Source organism: Candidatus Hakubella thermalkaliphila, from assembly GCF_013281975.1.
In the GTDB taxonomy this organism is placed as follows: Bacteria; Actinomycetota; Humimicrobiia; order Hakubellales; family Hakubellaceae; genus Hakubella; species Hakubella thermalkaliphila.
In genome coordinates, this window is sequence record NZ_BLRZ01000364.1 from 1 (window position 1) to 812 (window position 812).

Annotated in this window: 2 protein-coding genes; both read right to left on the reverse strand. The window is 51.7% G+C overall.

Annotated features, from left to right (window positions below; translation table 11 throughout):
- Nucleotides 1–383: histidine phosphatase family protein (locus HW443_RS12175; protein ID WP_320411584.1), on the reverse strand; the 383-nt coding region annotated here is incomplete at its 3' end.
- An 83-nt stretch (nt 384–466) separates the two neighbouring features.
- The coding region (locus HW443_RS12180) for an ACT domain-containing protein (RefSeq protein ID WP_176238328.1) at nt 467–812 on the reverse strand (346 nt) is incomplete at its 5' end.

Sequence of the window (812 nt, forward strand, 5' to 3'; positions counted from 1 at the left end):
CTCCGAAAGACATCGCTCAGGGACTCCCCTCCTGGCACAACTAATGTATCCGGTCTGGTGAGCCAGGTCTTGTATCTCTCGCCATCCATCTCCATGACCTGGCTTTTGAACATCCCGGTCCAATGGCCGTGGTCTACTTCGGTCAGTTCTTCCTGGGGGACGATCTCTACTCCGTGGCAATCATTGACTATCTCCGCCGTCTTTCTGGCCCGGATCAGGGGACTGGTATAGATCCTGGTGAGAGGCACTTCCTTAAGCCTTTGGGCCAGTCTCTCCGCCTGCTCTAATCCCTCCTGGTTCAAAGGAACATCCGTTCTTCCCTGGAACCTTCCCAGGCGATTCCATTCTGTCTCACCATGGCGAATCAGAACTATTCTGGTCAACAAGAACACCGCCTTCTTCTCAACCTGTTCTTTCCGGTGGCCCTCCAGATCACCAGGTCAATCTGCTTACGCCATCCCACCGGTCACAATTCTATAAACCTGGCTTCTTCGATCCCCAACTGCTGGCGAATCTCCTCCATGACCTCCTCGGGAATAGGAGAATCCGTATTGATAGCAGTCATGGCATCTCCCTCGATCTTCTTGCGGCCCACCTGCATGTTGGCGATATTTATATTATTGCGACCCAGGATGGTCCCTATAATACCAATCCTCCCCGGAACATCTTTATAGCGAAAGAAAGCCATATATTTGGAGGGGACCATGTCAATCATAAACTTATCGATGGAGACAAAGCGGGGCACATTCCTCTTACCCAGGACGGTCCCGGAGACGGAAAACTCTGTTTCGGCATTTTCCGCCTTTAGAGTT